We start from the raw sequence: 16,738 nt of genomic DNA, 5'->3' as shown, positions 1-16,738 counted from the left end.
TCCTAACCCTCTCCCCAAAGGGGAGAGGGGATCAAGCGTAACGGCGCCCGGCGTTAAAGTTTCTCGCCGTTGCTCGCAATCACGCCTTTATACCACTCGAAGCTCTTCTTACGGGAGCGCGACATGTCGCCCGTGCCGTCGTCGTGCTTGTTGACGTAGATAAAGCCGTAGCGCTTGCTGTACTGACCGGTGGTGAACGACACGCAGTCGATGCAGCCCCACGGCGTATAGCCCATCAGATCCACGCCATCGTGGGTGACGGCTTTGATCATCTCTTCAACGTGGGCACGCAGATAGTCGATGCGATAGTCATCGTTGATGCTGCCGTCTTCTTCCACCTTGTCGTAGGCGCCGAAGCCGTTTTCAACGATAAACAGCGGCTTCTGGTAACGCTCGTAAAGTTCGCACAGGGAATAACGCAGGCCCACCGGGTCAATCTGCCAGCCCCAGTCGGACGCCTTCACGTGCGGGTTCGGCACGCTGCCTTCAAAGCCGGAAATGGCGTCACCTGTGCCGCCTTCCGCCTTCACCGCGTTGGTCATGTAGTAGCTGAAGCCTAAGTAGTCGCAGGTACCTTCACGCAGGATCTGCTCGTCGCCCGCCTCCATTTTGATGGAAAAGCCGCGGCGCTCCCACTCGTTCAGCACGTAGGACGGGTAGTAACCACGCAGCTGGACGTCGGTAAAGACATAGCGCTCGCGCATGGATTCCAGGGCGAACATCACGTCTTCAGGCTTGCAGGAGAACGGATAGAGCGCCACCATCGCCAGCATGCAGCCGACTTTCATCTCCGGGTTGATGCGGCGCGCGGCTTTCACCGCCAGGGCGCTGGCCACAAACTGGTGGTGCAGCACCTGGTACATGGTCTCTTCCGGGTTGTCATGTTCGGTGTAGACCACGCCCGAGCAGCAGTAGCCGAACAGCGGGGCGCGCCAGTTGCGCTGGTTGTTGATTTCGTTGAAGGTCATCCAGTATTTGACCTTGTGCTTGTAGCGCTCAAACACCACTTCCGCGAAGCGCACGAAGAAATCGACCACTTTGCGGTTGGTCCAGCTACCATACTCCTGCACCAGGTGCAGCGGCATTTCGAAGTGGGAGAGAGTGATCACCGGTTCGATGTTGTACTTCAGCAGCTCATCGAACATGTCGTCGTAAAACTTCAGCCCTTCTTCGTTTGGCTGCGTTTCGTCACCTTTCGGGAAGATGCGCGTCCAGGCGATAGAGGTACGGAAACACTTGAAGCCCATCTCGGCAAATAGCTTGATGTCTTCTTTATAGTGGCCGTGGAAGTCGATGGCTTCGTGGTTTGGGTAGTATTTACCCGGCACCACCTCCTGCGTGATTTCGCGCGGCACGCCGTGTGCGCCGCCGGTCAGCACGTCGCAAATGCTTGGCCCTTTGCCGCCTTTGTTCCAGCCGCCTTCAACCTGATGAGCGGCAACCGCGCCGCCCCATAAAAAATCTTTCGGTAAGGTTATTTTTTTCATCGCTGCTATTCTCAATAAATGGCTTATTGGCATTGAGTCTAGCAAAGCGAAATTGAATGTCACGATATAACAATTTGCGAAAATTGTGATTTGTCACATCGAAAAAACAGGATGTTTTATTCCGTCAGTTTTTTCGCCAGCTTGCGTCCGAGAGATTCCAGAATATAAATGACGGGAATTTGCGTGGTGATATCGTAGACGCCGCCAATTCGCGTCTGGGGAACATGCCAGGAGAGATTAAAGTCCGCCAGTTTTGCCAGGCGCGAGTGCTCGTGGCTGGTGATAGAGAGCACCTTGCAGTGATGCAGGCTGAACTGGCTGGCGAAGCGCAGGATCTCCTCGGTTTCGCCCGAGACGGAGAGCACAATCGCCAGCGCATTTTTCGCCATATCATTGGTGACCGGGAAATAAGGGTCATCAATATGATTACTGAATTTACCAATATTTGAAAAGAAGCGTGCGCCATATTTGGCCAAAGAGCCTGACGTGCCCGCCCCGACAAATATAATTCGCTCGGAAGACAAAATGATATTTACCGCGTCATTTAATAGCGCGTCGAACTCTTCATTATTCACGCTTTTAAAGAAACTGATAATTTCGCTGGCGCCGAAATTCGCCTGCTGGGGCTCGTTCTGCTCAAGATAGAGCTTAAAGCGCACGCGAAATTCAGAATACCCTTCGCAGTTGAGCTTGCGGCAAAAGCGCAGGATAGTGGTGGTTGAGACGTCGGCCGCATCCGCCAGCTCGCGGATGGTCATGTACATCACTTTGTCCCGGTTTTTGATGACATAGTTGTAGACCATCATTTCCAAGTTATTGAGACTGGCAATGGCGGAGTGGGTGAACATACTCACAGTGGCAAAACTCTCATTCAGACCTCATTTATCCATCATATCATGCAGCCAGACGGCAGGAGCCAATTTTATGCCATTGATTAGTAACGCTTAAATTTTTATGTGAACAAATGTCAGGTGAATTTTCCGTTTATGTTTTTGATTTTTATTATAAAAATTTACTTTAAAATTATTTTAGCTAACAGGTGTTCACTGGAATCATTCTCAGTTAGCATAGTCATGCGATGAATAATCATCTTTAGTTTTCCCGGAGTTTAGTATGGCGAGCAGACCATTAATCGCACAGGGATATTCGCTGGCTGAGGAAGTAGCCAACAGCATCAGCCACGGCATTGGCCTGGTGTTTGGGATTGTCGGTTTAGTGTTATTGCTGGTACAGGCGGTGGATACCAATGCCAGCGCGATGGCCATTACCAGCTATAGCCTGTATGGCGGAAGTATGATCCTGCTGTTCCTGGCCTCGACGCTCTATCACGCGATTCCGCATCAGCGGGCCAAAATATGGCTTAAGAAATTTGACCACTGCGCTATCTATCTGCTGATTGCGGGTACCTATACGCCTTTCCTGCTGGTGGGGCTAAACTCACCGCTGTCGCGCGGCCTGATGATTGTTATCTGGAGCCTGGCGCTGCTGGGGATCCTGTTTAAGCTGACCATTGCGCACCGGTTTAAAGTGTTGTCGCTGGTCACCTATCTGACGATGGGCTGGCTGTCGCTGATTGTGGTGTATCAGCTGGCGATTAAGCTGGCGGTCGGCGGGGTCACGCTGCTGGCGGTGGGCGGTGTGGTCTACTCGCTGGGCGTTATTTTCTACGTCTGCAAGCGCATCCCATATAACCATGCCATCTGGCACGGCTTTGTGCTGGGCGGCAGCGTGTGCCACTTTTTGGCGATTTATTTGTACGTGGGGCAGGTTTAGTTTGTTGTCGGGTGGCGGCTTCGCCTTACCCGACCTGGATTTGCACCCGTAGGCCCGGTAAGCGCAGCGCCACCGGGCGATAGAGCATCACTCTTCCAGTGAATACGGTAGCGGCTCAATACTCAACGTATTCGCGTCGTCGCGCACGCGGAACACGCTGTCCGCTTCCATGTCGTTGTTCATTACAGCCTGTACCAAAAGACGGCCATCGTCCAGCTGGACTGCGGCTAACACGGTACCGGTGCGGCGCCAGTTGTCGCCCATCTTCAGTTCTAAGTCTTCACCTGCTTCCGGTACGCGGCTGGCATGACCTGCCAGTGTCCACAACGCGCGTTTGTTTGCCCCACGGAATTTTGCACGCGCGACCATTTCCTGACCGGTGTAGCAGCCTTTTTTAAAGCTGATTCCCCCCAGCGCCTGCAGGTTAGTTGCCTGAGGAATAAACTGCGCGCTGTTGGCTGCGTCAATTACCGGCAGACCCGCTTCGATGTTCAGCGCCAGCCACTGCTGGCTGTTGTTGAGCTGCGCTTCGCCGCGCAGCGCCTCGGTCACACGTTCGGCTGTTGCGGCATCCGTGACTAACAGGAAGCGCTCTGCCGGGTGTTCAAACCACAGGATGGAAGTTGCGCCCTCGCTGACCACCTGTTTTTCTGCATCCGGCAGTTCAGCAAACAGATTTTTCAGCGCCGCACGCGCCTGGAAGCCCGCCACGCCCAGCAGAACATGTTCATCGTCCGGGGCGATGGTGACTTTGGAAAAGACCGCGTATTTTTTCAGTTCTTTGAGCTGCGCATCGCGCAGGCTGCGGCGCTCAATAAAGGCAAAACCGTCCTGACGGCGGAAGAGACGCAGGTTGCTCCACATTTTGCCCTTAGGATCGCAGTGCGCGGCCAGCAGATGCTGGTGTTCAGTCAACTGCGCAACATCCGCAGTCACCTGACCCTGCAAGTATTTTTCGGCGTCGGCGCCGGAGAGGGTTGCCAGCGCCCAGTCATCAAGAGAAATAAGCGTCAGCGGCAGACGCGCAGAGGCGGCGGGCTGGCGAGGAGAAAATGGTGTAAAGGCCATAACGGTATCCTGAATTGCTTAACGCTTTGATAATGCCTAATGGTAAAAGAGCCTGCAGGCATTGCAAGCGCTTTCAGCAGACCATTTGTGCCATAAACGGGTTATGCGTAGCGCTACGCAAAATAGTGTAATCCGCTGTCTATGTAGGGATTATTCTGGAAGCCAGCTCGTCAAACGCAATATTCCAGTAATGAAACGGTCAAAAACACGTTACACTAGCTGGTGTCCCCGTAGAGAAATTAAGAACAGAAAACGGGGTACCGACTGTGCCAAACGTAATGCAGGAAACTGAACATGGATATTAACAACAAGGCCCGTATTCACTGGGCATGCCGACGCGGAATGCGTGAACTTGATATTTCCATCATGCCTTTCTTCGAATATGAGTACGACAGCTTAAGCGATGATGATAAGCGTCTGTTTGTTCGCCTGCTTGAGTCTGACGATCCGGATTTATTCAACTGGCTGATGAACCACGGCAAACCCGCCGACACCGAGTTGCAACGGATGGTGCAATTAATTCAAACACGGAATCGGGAACGTGGTCCTGTGGCAATCTGATCTTCGCGTCTCGTGGCGCTCGCAGTGGATGTCTTTATTGCTCCACGGGCTGGTTGCGGCCATCGTTTTACTCATGCCGTGGCCGCTCAGCTATACGCCGCTGTGGCTGCTATTACTTTCGTTTGTTGTTTTTGACAGCGTACGCAGCCAGCGTCGCATTAACGCGCGTCAGGGCGAGATCAAGCTGCTGATGGATTCCCGCCTGCGCTGGCAGGGAAAAGAGTGGGATATTCTCGGTGTGCCCTGGATGCTTAACGCCGGGATGATGTTACGGTTACGCAAAGTGGGGGGCGGACGTTGCCAGCACCTGTGGCTGGCGGCGGACAGTATGGACGCATCAGAATGGCGGGATCTGCGCCGGATGTTGCTGCAACAGCCGACGCAGGAGTAACGCGCGTTAGCTGAATTTTTCTGCCATTTCGCCGAGGATCTGCTCGCACCAGGCCTGCAGGCGCTCGTCGCTGAGATCGTACTGATTGGTTTCATCCAGCGCGAGCCCGACAAACAGCTCGCCGTCGGCAATAATCGGCTTTTTACTGGTGAATTCATACCCTTCGGTTGGCCAGTAGCCGATAAATGCCGCCCCTTTTGGTGCCAGCTTATCGTGCAGCATGCCGAGTGCGTCCAGGAACCATTCGCCGTAGCCTAACTGGTCACCCATGCCGTACATCGCAATAATTTTACCGTCGAAATTGACTGAATCGAGCTGATCCCAGATGGCTTCCCAGTCTTCCTGTATCTCACCAAAATCCCAGGTTGGGATGCCCAGAATCAGCACATCATACTGCTCCATCAAGGCGACCGAGTCATCTTTCAGGTTATGCAACGTCACCAGTTCCGGGCCAATGATGTCGCGAATTTTCTCCGCCGCCATTTCGGTGTAGCAGGTGCTGGAACCATAGAACAGACCAATATTCATCGCGTAACTATCTCAATTCTTGCTATGACTTTGCGCGTAGTGTACCAGAAACCGGTCGCAATCAGGCATAATGGCCTGACTGCAAAATCAAAGGGGCTGATGTGGAAAAGGATCTCGCACTCGTTGAACAGTTTCTCGACGCGCTGTGGCTGGAGAAAAATCTGGCCGAGAATACCCTCAGTGCCTACCGGCGCGATCTCTCCATGCTGGTGGAGTGGCTGGCGCGTCGGGAGCTATCGCTTGCGAGCGCGCAAAGCGACGACCTGCAGGCGCTGCTCGCTGAACGCGTAGAAGGAGGGTACAAAGCCACCAGCTCTGCACGCTTGCTCAGCGCAATGCGTCGGCTTTTCCAGCATCTTTATCGGGAGAAGATTCGCGAAGACGATCCCAGCGCGCTGCTGGCGTCCCCGAAACTCCCGCAACGGCTGCCGAAAGATCTCAGCGAAGCACAAGTTGAGAGATTATTACAGTCACCGGCTGTTGACCTGCCGCTGGAGTTACGCGATAAAGCCATGCTTGAGCTATTGTATGCTACCGGCTTGCGCGTTTCGGAACTGGTTGGCCTGACGATGAGCGACATCAGCCTGCGTCAGGGCGTGGTGCGCGTCATCGGTAAAGGAAACAAGGAAAGGCTGGTTCCGCTGGGAGAAGAGGCGGTTTACTGGCTGGAGACGTATCTTGAGCATGGCCGCCCCTGGCTGCTCAATGGCGCGTCTATCGACGTCCTGTTTCCGAGCCAGCGCGTGCAGCAGATGACGCGACAAACGTTCTGGCATCGCATCAAGCATTACGCCACACTGGCGGGTATCGACAGTGAAAAGCTTTCGCCGCACGTATTGCGTCACGCCTTCGCGACGCATCTGTTAAACCACGGCGCAGATTTACGCGTGGTGCAGATGCTGCTGGGACACAGCGATCTTTCAACGACGCAAATTTACACCCATGTCGCGACGGAACGCCTGCGGCAGCTACACCAACAGCACCACCCTCGTGCGTGAGTGCCGACAAATTGTAACAGGATCAATTATGAAAAAGTCTTTCGTGCTGTTCACCCTGCTGGCAGCCTCATTTACCGGCTTCGCCCATGCGGATGACGCCGCCATCAAACAGTCTCTGGCTAAGCTTGGCGTCACCAGCAGCGACATCCAGCCTGCGCCGGTTGCCGGTATGAAAACCGTACTGACCAACAGCGGCGTGCTGTACGTCACCGAAGACGGCAAACACTTTATTCAGGGACCGCTGTACGACGTGAGCGGCGCGCAGCCGGTGAACGTCACCAACCAGCTGCTGATGAAAAACCTGAACGCGCTCGAAAAAGAGATGATCGTCTATAAAGCGGCGCAGGAAAAACATGTGATTACCGTCTTCACCGACATCACCTGTGGCTACTGCCACAAGCTGCATGAACAGATGAAAGACTATAACGCGCTGGGCATTACCGTGCGTTACCTGGCCTTCCCGCGCGCAGGCGTACAGAGCAAGCCAGAGCAGGACATGAAAGCGATCTGGTGTGCCAAAGACCGCAACAAAGCGTTTGATGACGCGATGAACGGTAAAGACGTTAAGCCTGCTTCCTGCGACATCGACATTGCTAACCACTACGCGCTGGGCGTGCAGTTTGGCGTGAGCGGTACGCCAGCGATTGTCCTGAGTAACGGGTATGTCGTTCCGGGTTATCAGGGACCAAAAGAGATGAAAGAGTTCCTCGACGCGCACCAGAAACAGTTTGGTGGTAAATAATTCGCGTGAAAGCCCCCATCAAATTGCGCCGCCGCGAGGCGGTTGAACACGTTGATTTACCGGACGATCTCCCGCCGCTGCTAAGGCGCCTCTACGCCAGCCGCGGCGTGCGTCGCGCAGAGGATCTTGAGCGCAGCGTGAAAGGGATGCTGCCCTGGCAGCAGCTGAACGGTATCGAAAAAGCCACTGAAATGCTCTACAACGCGCTTCGTGAGGGAACGCGCATTGTGGTGGTAGGGGATTTCGACGCCGACGGCGCAACCAGCACCGCCCTGAGCGTACTCAGCCTGCGCGCGCTGGGCTGCGATAATGTCACCTATCTGGTGCCGAACCGCTTTGAAGACGGCTATGGCCTCAGCCCGGAGGTGGTCGATCAGGCCCATGCCCGCGGTGCGCAGATGATCATGACCGTCGACAACGGGATCTCCTCCCATGCGGGCGTCGATCATGCTCACGCTTTGGGGATCCCGGTGCTGGTCACCGATCATCACCTGCCCGGCGATACGCTCCCCGCAGCAGAAGCGATTATTAACCCCAACCTGCGCGACTGCGATTTCCCGTCGAAATCCCTCGCCGGCGTGGGCGTGGCGTTTTATCTGATGCTGGCGTTGCGTACTCTCTTACGCGATAAGGGCTGGTTCGAATCCCGCGGCATTGCCGTTCCAAACCTGGCCGAATACCTCGACCTGGTGGCGCTGGGCACCGTGGCGGACGTGGTACCTCTTGATGCCAATAACCGCATTTTGACCTGGCAGGGCTTAAGCCGTATTCGCGCGGGCAAGTGCCGTCCCGGAATTAAGGCGCTGCTGGAGATTGCCAACCGCGATCCGCTTAAGCTGGCGGCAAGCGACCTGGGCTTTGCCCTCGGGCCGCGTCTAAACGCTGCCGGAAGGCTGGACGATATGTCCGTCGGCGTGGCGCTGCTGCTGTGCGACAACATCGGCGAAGCGCGCGTGCTGGCCAACGAGCTGGACGCCCTGAACCAGACCCGTAAAGAGATTGAGCAGGGGATGCAGGCCGAAGCGCTGACCCTGTGCGAAAAACTTGAGCGCAGTGGCGATACGCTGCCGGGCGGGCTGGCAATGTACCACCCCGAGTGGCATCAGGGCGTGGTCGGCATTCTGGCGTCGCGCATTAAAGAGCGCTTCCACCGCCCGGTGATCGCGTTTGCGCCTGCGGGTGACGGCACGCTGAAAGGCTCTGGCCGTTCGATTCAGGGGCTGCACATGCGCGATGCGCTGGAGCGTCTGGATACGCTTTATCCCGGTCTGATGATCAAGTTCGGCGGCCACGCGATGGCGGCAGGCTTGTCGCTGGAAGAGGCAAAGTTCGACGAGTTCCAGCGCCTGTTTGGCGAGCTGGTCACCGAGTGGATTGACCCGGCGCTGCTGCAGGGCGAAGTGGTCTCTGACGGTGAGCTGTCCGTCTCCGAAATGACGATGGAGGTCGCGCAGATGCTGCGCGATGCCGGTCCATGGGGGCAGATGTTCCCGGAACCGCTGTTCGACGGGCGATTCCGTCTGCTGCAGCAGCGTATCGTCGGCGAACGTCACCTGAAAGTGATGGTTGAGCCGGTGGGCGGCGGACCGCTGCTGGACGGCATCGCCTTCAACGTTGACACCTCCATCTGGCCGGACAACGGCGTGCGCGAGGTCGAGCTGGCGTACAAACTGGATATCAACGAGTTTCGCGGTAACCGCACCCTTCAGATCATCATCGACAATATCTGGCCAATTTAGCGGCAGTAATCTCTATAAAAAAGGGCGTGGATTCGGTACAATCCCGCTCTTATCACCGCATTTTGACAAGTCCATAAAAGAAAACAGACCATGTTTGAAATTAATCCGGTAAAAAACCGTATTCAGGACCTCACGGAGCGCTCTGACGTTCTTAGGGGGTATCTTTGACTACGATGCCAAGAAAGAGCGTCTTGAAGAAGTAAACGCCGAGCTGGAACAGCCGGACGTCTGGAACGAACCTGAACGCGCACAAGCGCTGGGTAAAGAGCGTTCCTCTCTCGAAGCTATCGTAGATACGTTGGATCAAATGGCCCAGGGGCTGGAAGATGTTTCCGGTTTGCTGGAGCTGGCCGTCGAAGCCGACGACGAAGAAACCTTTAACGAAGCCGTGGCAGAACTCGACGGGCTGGAAGAGAAGCTGGCACAGCTGGAATTCCGTCGCATGTTCTCCGGCGAATACGACAGCGCTGACTGCTATCTCGATATTCAGGCAGGTTCTGGCGGTACCGAAGCGCAGGACTGGGCCAGCATGCTGACGCGTATGTATCTGCGTTGGGCGGAAGCGCGCGGCTTCAAAACCGAAATTATCGAAGAGTCTGAAGGTGAAGTGGCCGGTATTAAATCCGTCACTATCAAGATCATTGGCGACTACGCCTACGGCTGGCTGCGTACCGAAACCGGCGTTCACCGCCTGGTGCGTAAGAGCCCGTTTGACTCCGGTGGTCGTCGTCATACCTCCTTCAGCTCCGCGTTTGTTTACCCGGAAGTTGACGAAGATATCGATATCGAAATTAACCCGGCGGACCTGCGTATTGACGTTTACCGCGCGTCCGGCGCGGGTGGTCAGCACGTTAACCGTACAGAATCTGCGGTGCGTATTACCCACATTCCAACCGGGCTGGTAACACAGTGCCAGAACGACCGTTCCCAGCATAAGAACAAAGACCAGGCCATGAAGCAGATGAAAGCGAAGCTTTATGAGCTGGAGATGCAGAAGAAAAATGCTGAGAAACAGGCGATGGAAGACAACAAGTCCGACATCGGTTGGGGCAGCCAGATCCGTTCTTACGTCCTTGATGACTCCCGCATCAAAGACCTGCGTACCGGGGTTGAAACCCGCAACACGCAGGCGGTGCTGGACGGCAGCCTGGACCAATTTATCGAAGCAAGTTTGAAAGCAGGGTTATGAGGAACCAACATGTCTGAACAACAAGCACAGGGCGCTGACGCGGTAGTCGATCTTAACAACGAACTGAAAACCCGCCGCGAGAAGCTGGCAGCGCTGCGCGAGCAGGGCGTGCCGTTCCCGAACGATTTTCGTCGTGACCACACCTCAGACCAACTGCACGCTGACTTCGACGGTAAAGAGAACGAAGAGCTGGAAGCGCTGAACATCGAAGTGGCCGTTGCAGGCCGTATGATGACCCGCCGTATCATGGGTAAAGCCTCCTTCGTGACCTTGCAGGACGTGGGCGGCCGTATTCAGCTGTACGTTTCCCGTGACGACCTGCCGGAAGGCATCTACAACGAGCAGTTCAAAAAGTGGGACCTGGGCGATATCCTGGGCGCGAAAGGTAAACTGTTTAAAACCAAAACCGGTGAACTGTCTATCCACTGCACCGAGCTGCGCCTGCTGACCAAAGCCCTGCGCCCGCTGCCGGACAAGTTCCACGGCCTGCAGGATCAGGAAGCGCGCTACCGTCAGCGTTACCTGGATCTCATCTCTAACGATGAATCCCGCAAGACCTTCAAAATTCGCTCCCAGATCATGGCCGGTATTCGCCAGTTCATGGTCAACCGCGACTTTATGGAAGTGGAAACCCCGATGATGCAGGTGATCCCTGGCGGCGCGTCTGCGCGTCCGTTCATCACCCATCACAACGCCCTGGACCTGGACATGTACCTGCGTATCGCGCCGGAACTGTACCTGAAGCGTCTGGTGGTCGGTGGTTTCGACCGCGTGTTTGAAATCAACCGTAACTTCCGTAACGAAGGTATCTCCGTTCGCCATAACCCAGAGTTCACCATGATGGAACTCTATATGGCGTACGCGGACTACAAAGATCTGATCGAGCTGACCGAATCCCTGTTCCGTACCCTGGCGCAGGATATTCTGGGCACCACGCAGGTTCCTTACGGTGAAGAAGTCTTCGACTTCGGCAAGCCGTTCGAAAAACTGACCATGCGCGAAGCGATCAAGAAATACCGTCCGGAAACCAACATGGCGGATCTGGATAACTTCGACTCTGCGAAGGCCATCGCTGAAAGCATCGGCATCAAGGTTGAGAAGAGCTGGGGTCTGGGCCGTATCGTGACCGAGATCTTCGAAGAAGTGGCCGAAGCGCACCTGATTCAGCCGACCTTCATTACCGAATACCCGGCGGAAGTCTCTCCGCTGGCGCGTCGTAATGACGAGAACCCGGAAATCACCGACCGTTTCGAATTCTTCATCGGCGGCCGTGAAATCGGTAACGGCTTTAGCGAGCTGAACGATGCGGAAGACCAGGCGCAGCGTTTCCAGGATCAGGTTGACGCGAAAGCAGCAGGCGACGACGAAGCGATGTTCTTCGATGAAGACTATGTGACCGCGCTGGAGCACGGCCTGCCGCCAACTGCAGGTCTGGGTATTGGTATCGACCGTATGGTGATGCTGTTCACCAACAGCCACACCATTCGTGACGTGATCCTGTTCCCGGCAATGCGCCCGGTGAAATAAGGCGTTACGTTGCTAAAAAAGCCCCGAAAGGGGCTTTTTTATTGCGCCGCGAACGCTCTCAATGCGTCTCGCGCGACCGTTGCTTCCTGCACCATCCACGGGCTAAAGCTCCATGGGGCGGCGTCCAGCGCGCGGAATAACGACTCCAGCGTCACCCATTCAAATGCCATCACTTCATCATGGTTAATTCGCAGTTCGCTGGTGACGCGGGCAGCGAAGACCGGGCAAATCTCGTTTTCAACGATCCCGGAAGGATCCGTTTCGCGGTAGCGGAATTCTGAGGCGACAGGCGTAATCGCGGTAATTTCTGCGCCAATCTCATCGCGGCAGCGACGGATAATTGCCTCTTCCGTCCGTTCACCCGATTGAGGGTGACCGCAGACAGAATTCGTCCAGACGCCCGGCCAGGCTTTTTTACTTAGTGCGCGTCGGGTTACCAGACACTCGCCTTCGGCGTTAAACAGCCAGGATGAGAACGCCAGATGCAGCGGGGTTTGGGTGGTGTGCGCGGCGTATTTTTCCTGAGTGCCAATCACCATTCCCTGGTCGTTTACCAAAATAACGTGTTCTTGAATACTCATTGATGCTCCAGTGCCAAAATGCCGAGTGGTTCAGCACCATCAGCCGAAGCATTATACTGCATTCTTATACGAACGGTTTGGCTCGTAGAGCGGAAAAGGGCATGACCCCTGTTCGTTTTGGCTGTTATCATAGTGCGCCATTCACGCTGACCGAGGATCTGTTTTGTTTGCAGGAAGCCTGACGAGAAAACCTCTTACCGCTATTTTTTGCCTGACGCTGACGCTATTCCTGGCGGGCTGTTCAGGGAGCAAATCTTCGGATACGGGAAGCTATTCCGGTTCGGTCTACACCGTCAAACGCGGGGATACGCTGTACCGGATTTCGCGCGCAACGGGGACCAGCGTGAAGGATCTGGCGCGCCTGAATAACATCTCTCCGCCGTACACCATCGAAGTGGGACAAAAGCTCAAGGTGAACGGCAGTTCGTCCTCGGGCAAAAAATCCTCATCGAAAGGCAAAACCGCCAAAGTGACGCCGTCCTATCAGGTACCGCAATCGTCATGGCCGCCGGTTGGACAGCGCTGCTGGATTTGGCCTGCCAGGGGTAAAGTGGTCGCCCCTTACTCACTCTCTGAAGGTGGCAACAAGGGTATTGATATCGCCGCTGCGCGCGGTACGCCGGTTTATGCCTCCGGGGCAGGGAAGGTGGTTTATGTGGGTAACCAGCTTCGCGGCTACGGTAACCTCATCATGATTAAGCATGGCGAAGATTACATCACCGCCTACGCGCATAACGACACGATGCTGGTCAACAACGGGCAGAACGTGAAGGCGGGGCAGAAGATAGCCACTATGGGCAGTACCGGTACCGATTCGGTGAAGCTGCACTTCCAGATCCGCTATAAGGCGACGGCCATCGATCCGCAGCGCTATCTTCCTGCGCCCGGCAGCAAACCTAAGTGCTAAGTGATTATTTAATCGCCGGTTAGTTGTGAAGAGGCTTGTATGAAGGTGCGTAAGGTCTATAATGCCTTACGCACCTCAAAGCGGGCGTAGTTCAATGGTAGAACGAGAGCTTCCCAAGCTCTATACGAGGGTTCGATTCCCTTCGCCCGCTCCAGATCTCCTGATAAAGCAATAAGTTATAACTTATCAGTTAGTTACGTAGCCCTGCTTTAGCAGGTACAACTTAAACTACCCATTGTTCTACGCCCGTACCTGTCGCATGATTGGTCTGTGGTACAAGGGAGCATATCTTCACGCTGGCGGTGGTTCCTGGTTCTTACCGCGACAGTACAACAACGAACAAAAAGCCGCATACCTGGCATAACTCCCGAACAGACTGATCACACGCATTTAAGCCCGATGTGAGGCCTTATGGCTGCTATTGTCTGAAATCTGATACATTGCACAAACATCATGTGGATTGCTGTAAAGTTCATCAGTATGATTGCTAGCACAATCAGCGATTGGGAAAGCACTTCTGGAAGATAAGGGACGAGACGATATGAAAGTGACTGATGAAGCTTTGTTACGTTCAGGGTTTACGCAGCCCGAATTGCAGAAGATAAAAAGCAATATTGAAAAATATGGAGGAACGCTTGGAGAGGCCATAAATGACCTTGCCAGGCGATTTGTTACCTTGGCGGGAGTGGTGGCTGTGTGTGCCTTAATCCTACTGCTACTTATCGTCTTCAGCTCACCTGATAGAGCATTTGCATGGGGGCTGGCGATGATCTTTGGGGTTGCCATTATGTCCTTCGCACAGCCGCCGGTAATTTCCTATAAATCCTGGCGTTACCGTAAAACTATCAAGGATTAACTGGTTCCATTTTCTGTTGTTAGTAGATCGAAAATCACTTTTGCTTTAACACCATAACCGACAATCTTCATTGTTAGTTTAGGAGTGCTCATTGTGCTGACTTTGCGATAGTAATCGTGTGGAAGCCAGCGGAATAATCTCCAGGCTCCAGTTTTTCGAGCGAATCCCACAATGCTGTACACACTGGCACCAAGAGTAACACCATTATAGAGAGCCAGGCCCGTGTTAGGATTAAATCCCATAAACTGGGCCGTATGCATCGCGGAGTCAGCAATGATACCTTGTGAGGGTTTATGTCCTGCTGGCTGATTAAAGTTGAGCACTTCTTTGGTTAATCCGTTCATTCCATCGGCAATCAGGACTGCCCCAGCCAGCATACCAATCGGCCCCATAGTGGATAACATCATAAAGCCACCAAAGAGAACCACGCCTGATAGCACCACATTTACAGCGGATATAACATAACCGACGATTTTATTATTTTCCTTAACAAATTCGACTTTCGCGTAAAGCTGTGCGGCTCTGGTTCTTAACAGGTGTTCTTGTTCTTGTAGATTATCTGTTTCGGCACGTAGATTTTTGATGCATGCAATGCATTCTTCATCGGTTTTAGCTCGTCGTGCTGTTTCAAATTCTTTATCTACAACCTGTTTTATCTCTTCGACAAACTTGATGCGTGTAAGACCATCTTGCAAATAGAATGCTGACAGGCGGTTTGCTGTATCGACGAGTTTCCGGGCTTCAAGATTCACCATGGTATCTGACCATGTTCTGTTCCAGCCCCTGTTGAGCAGCGCAATATCCATTAAAGACTCCTTCCCAAAATGTGTCTGGTCATTTTACGTGCAATAAGGTCGAAGACAACAGATAATATTTTCACAACCCGCCCCCGTGGGGGGCCCGTTGCTTTATCCTTCCAGTTTACATTCTCCTGTTCAAAATATCCCCAGCTCTGTTGGTGATCTGCTAGACCGTCAGCCCAGGCCCTCGGTGAAAAGCGCTTTTCTTCGCCAAATATCGCTACTTGATGCCTTCAGCGACACGCCTCACTGCAACAAGCAGTGCAGTTACACAATGCTGCTTTGGGCTGACGCAAGGGAGATAACTTGATGTTTTGAAGTGCATCTATTCACTAATTGTACAGCTATTTAACATATTCTTTGTTATGCGCATTGGTGATGTAGTAGCTAAATTGATATGTCCGTCTCTGACAAAATGCCATGACCGCGCTACAGTCTCGCCACAGTGATCGCTGCTTTCAAAGGATGCAAGTTACGGCCATGACCTGTACCCGCGAAGCGCCTGTTCTGGAGAGCTGATGCCAGCAAGCATCACTGGTTCGAGGATCGTGGCCCGGCCTGCACATTGCTCGATTACGATGAGAATGTGACGAGCCGGCAAATGCAACTTATGGTTGTCAGTTATGAGTCCACTCAACTATTTTGACGTACTCGCGGTTATCAGGAACGTTACGGTAAGCCTCTGGTATTCTACAGCGACAAGGCCAGCTTCTTCAGAATCAACACCAAGCTGGCCACCGGTAGTGATGACCAGACTCTATTTGGCAGTGCCTGGCACGAATCTGTGCAAATACAAGTTCAGCCAAGAGCTGTGTCGAACGGGCTCACCTCACGTTACAGGACCGCCTAGTCAAGGTCTTGCGGCTCCGTGGTAACAAGTTAACTATGTCAAGAATCTGTTTGAGGAGATCTTACAAATATTTATCCTTTAAATATAAAGTTACTTCAGTAGCAAAAATATGATATATATTATCAATTGCTACCCTACGAGTTTCAACTATTTCGTCTTTAGTCATATCATTAATTGAAAGACTTAGAGTAGGAACTTCATTCTCAATTATTTTTACAACTTTATCATTTTCATTTGCAACGCTAGTAAAGAAATTCTTGCTCCCTAAGAAATTACTCAGATTAGAACGGAAAATAGTTTGGGGTGGGAAAATGGAATATTCCCCAAGATCCACACTAAGCTTGTTCTTTTGTAAAATTGAACCGATATGATTATTTAATATAATAGCTATTGTTTTCCCGGAAGCAGAGCCTGCAGAATATTTTATAGGCAAGTCTGGCGGCGAAGAATTCTTTATCGCCTTGAGAAGAAATGCATTATTATTTAAACTTTTTGGAAGCATGCCTTCTTTGAAGAGAACAATAATTTCTTCTATTTTCGATGGACTGGCTCTTCCTAGCTCGTAAATGGAAATGAAAAATAGCCAGTTAGATAATAATTCTTCTGATTTCTTACCTTGGTAGGAATAAAAGTAATGGAATGCCATAAATAAAAGATTGGTATAGGGGAGTAAAGAAAATTTATTGATTAACATTTTCTTAACAAAGAATGCCAGTGTCTTATCTAATGCATCTAGAATAC

At 53.0% G+C, this 16,738-nt stretch carries 17 protein-coding genes and 1 tRNA gene; 11 read left to right on the top strand and 7 right to left on the bottom strand.

All coding sequences use genetic code 11. The annotated features are described in order from the left end of the window. Positions 1–53: 53 nt before the first annotated feature. Both bglA and IM313_RS16875 read right to left on the bottom strand, forming a co-directional pair. Positions 54–1,487, bottom strand: coding sequence for a 6-phospho-beta-glucosidase BglA (gene bglA / locus IM313_RS16880; RefSeq protein WP_192971654.1), 1,434 nt, complete (start codon positions 1,485–1,487; stop codon positions 54–56). Positions 1,488–1,603: 116 nt separating this feature from the next. Next, positions 1,604–2,335, bottom strand: coding sequence for a MurR/RpiR family transcriptional regulator (locus tag IM313_RS16875; protein ID WP_192971726.1), 732 nt, complete (start codon positions 2,333–2,335; stop codon positions 1,604–1,606). Positions 2,336–2,600: 265 nt separating this feature from the next. Between IM313_RS16875 and IM313_RS16870 the strand changes: the two genes are divergently transcribed. Further along, the gene (locus IM313_RS16870; RefSeq protein WP_023331242.1) at positions 2,601–3,260 is read left to right on the top strand and encodes a hemolysin III family protein; all 660 of its coding nucleotides are present in this window, start codon (positions 2,601–2,603) and stop codon (positions 3,258–3,260) included. Between the two features lie 87 nt (positions 3,261–3,347). On the opposite strand, the gene ygfZ is transcribed toward IM313_RS16870, so the two are convergent. Continuing rightward, positions 3,348–4,328, bottom strand: a complete 981-nt coding sequence (gene ygfZ, locus IM313_RS16865) for a tRNA-modifying protein YgfZ (RefSeq protein WP_028014323.1) — start codon at positions 4,326–4,328, stop codon at positions 3,348–3,350. A gap of 294 nt (positions 4,329–4,622) precedes the next feature. On the opposite strand from ygfZ, the gene sdhE reads away from it, so the two are divergent. Both sdhE and IM313_RS16855 read left to right on the top strand, forming a co-directional pair. Further along, a complete protein-coding gene (gene sdhE / locus IM313_RS16860; protein ID WP_010435322.1) occupies positions 4,623–4,889 on the top strand; it encodes an FAD assembly factor SdhE in 267 nt (88 codons plus the stop codon). After that, positions 4,870–5,280 carry a protein YgfX gene (locus IM313_RS16855; protein WP_028014322.1) on the top strand — a complete coding sequence of 137 codons (411 nt, stop codon included), beginning with the start codon at positions 4,870–4,872 and terminating at the stop codon, positions 5,278–5,280. The genes sdhE and IM313_RS16855 overlap by 20 nt, the downstream gene beginning before the upstream one ends. A gap of 6 nt (positions 5,281–5,286) precedes the next feature. Here the strand turns inward: IM313_RS16855 and fldB are convergent, their stop codons facing one another. Beyond that, positions 5,287–5,808 carry a flavodoxin FldB gene (gene fldB / locus IM313_RS16850; RefSeq protein ID WP_041908355.1) on the bottom strand — a complete coding sequence of 174 codons (522 nt, stop codon included), beginning with the start codon at positions 5,806–5,808 and terminating at the stop codon, positions 5,287–5,289. Positions 5,809–5,909: 101 nt separating this feature from the next. On the opposite strand from fldB, the gene xerD reads away from it, so the two are divergent. The 5 genes from xerD to lysS all read left to right on the top strand — a co-directional run bounded on the left by xerD (position 5,910) and on the right by lysS (position 12,003). Continuing rightward, on the top strand, positions 5,910–6,806 hold the full coding sequence (gene xerD / locus IM313_RS16845; RefSeq protein WP_193034371.1) for a site-specific tyrosine recombinase XerD: 897 nt from the start codon (positions 5,910–5,912) through the stop codon (positions 6,804–6,806). Positions 6,807–6,834: 28 nt separating this feature from the next. Continuing rightward, the gene (gene dsbC, locus IM313_RS16840) at positions 6,835–7,548 is read left to right on the top strand and encodes a bifunctional protein-disulfide isomerase/oxidoreductase DsbC (RefSeq protein ID WP_028014319.1); all 714 of its coding nucleotides are present in this window, start codon (positions 6,835–6,837) and stop codon (positions 7,546–7,548) included. A gap of 5 nt (positions 7,549–7,553) precedes the next feature. Beyond that, on the top strand, positions 7,554–9,287 hold the full coding sequence (gene recJ / locus IM313_RS16835) for a single-stranded-DNA-specific exonuclease RecJ (RefSeq protein ID WP_192971656.1): 1,734 nt from the start codon (positions 7,554–7,556) through the stop codon (positions 9,285–9,287). Between the two features lie 90 nt (positions 9,288–9,377). Beyond that, positions 9,378–10,476 (top strand): peptide chain release factor 2 gene (gene prfB, locus IM313_RS16830; protein ID WP_100170824.1). Its coding sequence is split into 2 segments (ribosomal slippage): positions 9,378–9,452 and positions 9,454–10,476, totalling 1,098 coding nucleotides; the frame shifts between segments, so codons are not numbered across the junction. A gap of 9 nt (positions 10,477–10,485) precedes the next feature. Further along, complete coding sequence (lysS, locus tag IM313_RS16825; protein WP_014885130.1) at positions 10,486–12,003, top strand: lysine--tRNA ligase; 1,518 nt, start codon at positions 10,486–10,488, stop codon at positions 12,001–12,003. 38 nt (positions 12,004–12,041) lie between these two features. On the opposite strand, the gene idi is transcribed toward lysS, so the two are convergent. After that, on the bottom strand, positions 12,042–12,584 hold the full coding sequence (gene idi, locus IM313_RS16820) for an isopentenyl-diphosphate Delta-isomerase (protein WP_028014315.1): 543 nt from the start codon (positions 12,582–12,584) through the stop codon (positions 12,042–12,044). 163 nt (positions 12,585–12,747) lie between these two features. Here idi and actS point away from each other — a divergent pair, with 163 nt between their 5' ends. The 3 genes from actS (at position 12,748) to IM313_RS16805 (ending at position 14,347) form a co-directional block, all read left to right on the top strand. After that, complete coding sequence (gene actS, locus IM313_RS16815; RefSeq protein WP_192971657.1) at positions 12,748–13,491, top strand: amidase activator ActS; 744 nt, start codon at positions 12,748–12,750, stop codon at positions 13,489–13,491. An 80-nt stretch (positions 13,492–13,571) separates the two neighbouring features. Further along, positions 13,572–13,645: transfer RNA gene (locus IM313_RS16810), tRNA-Gly, on the top strand. A gap of 387 nt (positions 13,646–14,032) precedes the next feature. Further along, positions 14,033–14,347, top strand: coding sequence for a hypothetical protein (locus IM313_RS16805; RefSeq protein WP_020882780.1), 315 nt, complete (start codon positions 14,033–14,035; stop codon positions 14,345–14,347). On the opposite strand, the gene IM313_RS16800 is transcribed toward IM313_RS16805, so the two are convergent. Then, positions 14,344–15,153, bottom strand: a complete 810-nt coding sequence (locus tag IM313_RS16800; RefSeq protein WP_063943159.1) for a DUF4225 domain-containing protein — start codon at positions 15,151–15,153, stop codon at positions 14,344–14,346. The genes IM313_RS16805 and IM313_RS16800 overlap by 4 nt on opposite strands. A 905-nt stretch (positions 15,154–16,058) precedes the next feature. Continuing rightward, the coding region (locus IM313_RS16795; RefSeq protein ID WP_193056102.1) for a hypothetical protein at positions 16,059–16,738 on the bottom strand (680 nt) is incomplete at its 5' end.

Origin of the sequence: Enterobacter cloacae complex sp. P2B, assembly GCF_014895985.1 — a bacterium.
GTDB classification, from domain to species: domain Bacteria; phylum Pseudomonadota; class Gammaproteobacteria; order Enterobacterales; family Enterobacteriaceae; genus Enterobacter; species Enterobacter bugandensis.
Note: the sequence above shows the minus strand (reverse complement) of the source record. Positions and strands in the feature narration are given on the sequence as shown.

Coding starts and splice junctions, on each gene's coding strand:
- bglA (WP_192971654.1), bottom strand. CDS start 1,487: ATGAAAAAAATAACCTTACCGAAAGATTTTTTATGGGGCGGCGCGGTT.
- IM313_RS16875 (WP_192971726.1), bottom strand. CDS start 2,335: ATGTTCACCCACTCCGCCATTGCCAGTCTCAATAACTTGGAAATGATG.
- IM313_RS16870 (WP_023331242.1), top strand. CDS start 2,601: ATGGCGAGCAGACCATTAATCGCACAGGGATATTCGCTGGCTGAGGAA.
- ygfZ (WP_028014323.1), bottom strand. CDS start 4,328: ATGGCCTTTACACCATTTTCTCCTCGCCAGCCCGCCGCCTCTGCGCGT.
- sdhE (WP_010435322.1), top strand. CDS start 4,623: ATGGATATTAACAACAAGGCCCGTATTCACTGGGCATGCCGACGCGGA.
- fldB (WP_041908355.1), bottom strand. CDS start 5,808: ATGAATATTGGTCTGTTCTATGGTTCCAGCACCTGCTACACCGAAATG.
- dsbC (WP_028014319.1), top strand. CDS start 6,835: ATGAAAAAGTCTTTCGTGCTGTTCACCCTGCTGGCAGCCTCATTTACC.
- lysS (WP_014885130.1), top strand. CDS start 10,486: ATGTCTGAACAACAAGCACAGGGCGCTGACGCGGTAGTCGATCTTAAC.
- idi (WP_028014315.1), bottom strand. CDS start 12,584: ATGAGTATTCAAGAACACGTTATTTTGGTAAACGACCAGGGAATGGTG.
- IM313_RS16805 (WP_020882780.1), top strand. CDS start 14,033: ATGAAAGTGACTGATGAAGCTTTGTTACGTTCAGGGTTTACGCAGCCC.
- IM313_RS16800 (WP_063943159.1), bottom strand. CDS start 15,153: ATGGATATTGCGCTGCTCAACAGGGGCTGGAACAGAACATGGTCAGAT.